This is a genomic window from Acinetobacter sp. YH16031 (assembly GCF_013417335.1).
Taxonomy (GTDB): Bacteria; Pseudomonadota; Gammaproteobacteria; order Pseudomonadales; family Moraxellaceae; genus Acinetobacter.
The window spans coordinates 1-4,131 of the sequence record NZ_VPED01000078.1; the positions used below are offsets into that span (position 1 = coordinate 1).

Annotated in this window: 7 protein-coding genes; 4 read left to right on the forward strand and 3 right to left on the reverse strand. The window is 37.6% G+C overall.

Annotation, left to right across the window (positions count from 1 at the left end; all coding sequences use genetic code 11):
* The first annotated feature begins 159 nt into the window (after positions 1-159).
* The 3 genes from FTV31_RS15730 (at position 160) to FTV31_RS15740 (ending at position 1,491) form a co-directional block, all read left to right on the forward strand.
* Positions 160-789 (forward strand): hypothetical protein, encoded by a 630-nt coding sequence (locus FTV31_RS15730; RefSeq protein WP_078194520.1) that lies wholly within the window; start codon positions 160-162, stop codon positions 787-789.
* Positions 790-923: 134 nt separating this feature from the next.
* Positions 924-1,217 carry a type II toxin-antitoxin system RelB/DinJ family antitoxin gene (locus tag FTV31_RS15735; protein ID WP_004870963.1) on the forward strand — a complete coding sequence of 98 codons (294 nt, stop codon included), beginning with the start codon at positions 924-926 and terminating at the stop codon, positions 1,215-1,217.
* On the forward strand, positions 1,210-1,491 hold the full coding sequence (locus tag FTV31_RS15740) for a type II toxin-antitoxin system YafQ family toxin (RefSeq protein ID WP_001129137.1): 282 nt from the start codon (positions 1,210-1,212) through the stop codon (positions 1,489-1,491). Before FTV31_RS15735 ends, FTV31_RS15740 begins: the two co-directional genes overlap by 8 nt.
* A 114-nt stretch (positions 1,492-1,605) precedes the next feature.
* Here the strand turns inward: FTV31_RS15740 and FTV31_RS15745 are convergent, their stop codons facing one another.
* Positions 1,606-2,076, reverse strand: coding sequence for a hypothetical protein (locus FTV31_RS15745; RefSeq protein WP_004870960.1), 471 nt, complete (start codon positions 2,074-2,076; stop codon positions 1,606-1,608).
* On the reverse strand, positions 2,073-3,044 hold the full coding sequence (gene mobQ / locus FTV31_RS15750; protein ID WP_179995762.1) for a MobQ family relaxase: 972 nt from the start codon (positions 3,042-3,044) through the stop codon (positions 2,073-2,075). Before mobQ ends, FTV31_RS15745 begins: the two co-directional genes overlap by 4 nt.
* 363 nt (positions 3,045-3,407) lie before the next feature.
* Here mobQ and FTV31_RS15755 point away from each other — a divergent pair, with 363 nt between their 5' ends.
* On the forward strand, positions 3,408-3,692 hold the full coding sequence (locus FTV31_RS15755) for a hypothetical protein (protein ID WP_004871868.1): 285 nt from the start codon (positions 3,408-3,410) through the stop codon (positions 3,690-3,692).
* On the opposite strand, the gene FTV31_RS15760 is transcribed toward FTV31_RS15755, so the two are convergent.
* On the reverse strand, positions 3,689-3,985 hold the full coding sequence (locus FTV31_RS15760; protein ID WP_180015635.1) for a hypothetical protein: 297 nt from the start codon (positions 3,983-3,985) through the stop codon (positions 3,689-3,691). The genes FTV31_RS15755 and FTV31_RS15760 overlap by 4 nt on opposite strands.
* Between the last annotated feature and the right edge of the window lie 146 nt (positions 3,986-4,131).

Below are 4,131 nucleotides of genomic sequence, written 5' to 3' on the forward strand. Positions count from 1 at the left end.
TGGAACGTGAAAAATCATAAAAAAAGCCCGAACAGGGATGTTCGGGCTATAAACTAGAAACTACAGCATTGATTTCTATAGATAATTATAACGCATTTCGTATAAGGTGTATTATGTTAATTTTAGAAAATCTTAAGATAATTATTAATGAGTGGCTTAATGAATAAAGAAATTTCTGTATTACTGCATGACGTTCCTACTCATGCAGATTACGCATGTGATGCAACAGATTTAGATCCAGAAGATATTCCTGAAGATCGTATAGAACAAGTCATAAATTTATTAAATTCTTCTGATGAAAATATTGTATTTGAGGCAGCAAAACTTCTGACTAATTGGGGACAATCCTCTGGTTTTGATGCATTAGTAAATTTATTAAATGAAAATAAATTAGTTGGTTATATAGATCATCGTTTACATGGTTATGATGATACACTTCAGCATGTACTTAGAGCTTTTGTTCGTTATTGGGCATTCCAAGCTGATCTAGGATTTGGTGAACAGGCTAGAATAAAAATATTTCATCCTATACAAAAGATTATAGAAATATCTAATACAGAACCATTTGATATTAGTCGCTTATTTTGGTTAATTGATGATGAAAAATACGATGAATATATTCCTTTAATTAAAAACCATTTAATCCAAATAATAGATCATCCTGAATTACAATTTTGGAAAATCCATGATGCTATTGAACTGATGCTGAAATTAGAGCCTGAGTTTGTTCATAATTTATTAGAAGAAAAAGGCAAAACATTGGAAGACTTTAAAATTAACACTTTATAAAGTTATACATTTAACATAATGGTGGTTATACGAAATTCATTTGTTAGAAACCATTTATTACATCAAAAGTAATGAAAAAGTAAAGAATATGCCTTATATTATCTTTACTTTAATGTTTTTTGAGTGAGGAAATCATGTCCGCAGTCAATTTCAATATGCGCTTAGAAGCAGAGTTAAAAGAACAAGTCACCCCAATTTTGGAAGACTATGGTTTGACTATGCCTCAAGCATTCAAACTGTTCTTGAATCAAATCGTTAAAACTAAAGCGATTCCTTTATCTTTTGACTATGCACGAGAACCTGCTTTAACTCCTAAAGCAGCAGCCAAGTTACTTCAATCTTTAAAAGAGATTGAAAATGGCGAGTACACCGAGTACGAAACGGTAGAAGAAGCGATTAAAGCTATGTCGGAAGAAGCACATGGCTAAACGTAAGATTATCGTAACCAGTTCTTTTAAACGTGATATTAAAAGACGTTATTTAGAACTGGTTACGGCTGAATGGGCAGAAGTATTAGATTGTTTAGTCGCAAATAATCCTTTGCCTGAAAAGTATTTAGATCATCCCTTGAAAGGTGGTGCAGAGTTTAAAAATTGTCGTGATTGTCATGTGAAGCCTGATTTAGTCTTGATCTATAGGCTTGTTGGTGACGATATTTTAGAACTGCATCAGTTGGATAGCCATTCCGAAATTTTTGGATGACTATCGCTCGATGCTTTGAAAGATGGCTTTAGCCATGTTTCAAAGTCGGGCAACTTTGCGACTGCTGTCATTGATTCGGTGATGGCAAGAGCCGAGCAAAGTACTGTCTAATCATTATTTTGGGTCAATCACACAATAATCCTTATTCGCTCCGTGACAGTCATTTTTCATGATGCGAACGCAAGACTTCCCATTGCAATTTTTAATATCTAGGCTGTATTTTTGTTCTAGCCATGCAACGTCTGCTCTACGCTGTTTGATTTCGTCCATGCTCGGCACATATAAAAATAATGCTAAAAAGAAAACGATCAGCAAGCTAACAAAAGCACTGGCGTAGATTGCCATGAATCGCCAGTCAAGTTGATTGGTTGCATTGTTTAATTCCCGAATACTGTTGTTGAGTGCGTCTATTTGCTTCTGATTGGCGTTTTTTAGGTGTTTTTCGGTCTTATTGAGTACTCCGCTAGCCACTTCCTTGTAAAACGCTTCTAATCGCTTGTTATCGTCTGCTATGGCTTCTCGATACTCTTTCATAGATGCCAGTAAAATATAGAGCTGGTCATCTAGGTCGTTTTGGTTGCTCATCGGTACATTCCGCCCTGATCTAAGTCTTGTGATGCTTTACGGTTGGCTCGCTCGGCTTGCTGTTGCTCTAGTTTTTGCTGTCGTTGTATTTCGGCTTGGCGTTCTTGTTCTAGGCGTTTAGCTTCTTGGTTTTTCTGCCATTGCTCGAAGCCTTGCTCGGCACGGTTTAAACCGTGCTGTAAAACGCTGTCTGTGCGCTGTTGCTGTTGTTTGAGGTGTTGGGCGTTGTGTTGCTTCACATGGTCGTTATAACGGCTGATTTCGGTGTCTATACCTTGTCTACGAAGTTGAGTGACCGAAGTCCCCTCATGAATGGTGGCTTGTAGTCCATTGTTCTGATCGGCATAGCTGCGGTGGTCTATTTTTTCTCGGTAGCCTGCTCGCTCCAGTGCGTGATTGGCTAAATCCGCCCATGTTTCCCGAATCTGTTTGATGTCGTCTTGGGTTGTTCCCATATTTAGGCTTTTGCGTTTGGCATTACTTAACTCAATATCGGTTTTTGTCGTCAAAGTGAGTTTATTGTCAGGGTCTAATTCAGCTTTTCGGGTGGTCAGCATGATATGGGCGTGATGGTTTTTATCATTTCCGCTTTTGCTGGGTTCGTGAATGGCTAAATCTGCGATCACGCCATAGCGATCAACAAGTGATTGGGCAAACTCTTTTGCCAAGTCCTTACGTTGATCTGCATCCAGTTCATCAGGTAAGGCAATCACCCATTCTCTAGCGGTTCGAGCATCTTTGCGGTTTTCGGACTGTTCCGCCAAGTTCCACAATTCGCTACGGTCTATTTCTATATCAAGGTTAGACACAATTTCGCTATGGGCGACACCATCCTTTCTCGTAAAATCGTGGGTTAGTCCTGTTCGTTCATCTTTGAGTTTTTCCCCTGCACGATAAGCCATAGATGCAACGGCAGTTCTTCCCGAACTGCGGTTAACGGTTTTGGTTGTACAGTGGTAAATCGCCATTAAATTTTCCTTGTGGCATCCACGTATTGATTACATTTCGGGCATTCTTTTCTAATAGTTTGAATGGATACTCCATTCATTTGCTCTATAAGAATTTTAGGTAATTTGTATAAAAATTCATTCCCACAGTTTGAGCATATAAAAATATGCTGTTCATCAATATTGTATTTCTTCATTTGCTTTACCGCTCTTGCTTTTGCTTTTGGGGTTAAGGGGTGTCCCCCTTACGCATCTTTTGACTTGAATGAAATTCAAGTCGTAAGTGCGCATTTCATGAAAAACACGATAGCATATTACCCGCTTGAATTTCAATTCATAGGGTCTTATGCTTGAGTGGTTTTCTATATTCCGAAATTAATCGTTATGACTAAATCTGCTGAAAATATCGAAAAGAAAATTGAAGCCCAGTTAGAGAAGCTGAAACAGTTAAAAGCACAGAAACAGGCTATTGAAGCAAGAGAACGTACCAAAAAGAAAGAACAGGAGCGCAAGGATGATACTAGGCGTAAAATTTTGCTCGGTTCTTACTTGATTAAGAAAATGCAGGCAAATGAAGCCAATAAAGAAAAAATACTCGCTGAACTCAACGAATATTTAACAGAAAATAGAGATCGACAGCTTTTTGATTTGCCCGATATTGAAGCCTAATTTTTCTTAGCTGTTTGGTTTTTTTGTTCGGCTTTATACTCTGGAATGAGCGTATTTAAAACCTTTTGAATATTGTCCTTGTCCTCGATTTGTAAATTATCCCGATAGTAAATTAAGTTCTGTATTTTGCTTTCCATCTGCATTTTTTCGGTGGGTTTGGCATTTTTGGATAGTCGGGATAATAGGAAGATATAACCGCATATATTTTCCCTCGCAATTTCATAATTTACGATGTCGAGGTATTCAACGGTCACATGCTTTAGATCGGTTGATAGGTTATTTAATTTAATCATGGCTGAAATCCTGATTTTTCTAAAATTGGATAAAGCTCTCTGAATTTTTCAGGCTCTAAAAGCATATCAGCGATACGAATAGCAAATTGTTGGTAGCTTTCTGTACCTTGTGAATATTTCCCCATTTCAGGCATTTCTGACATTTT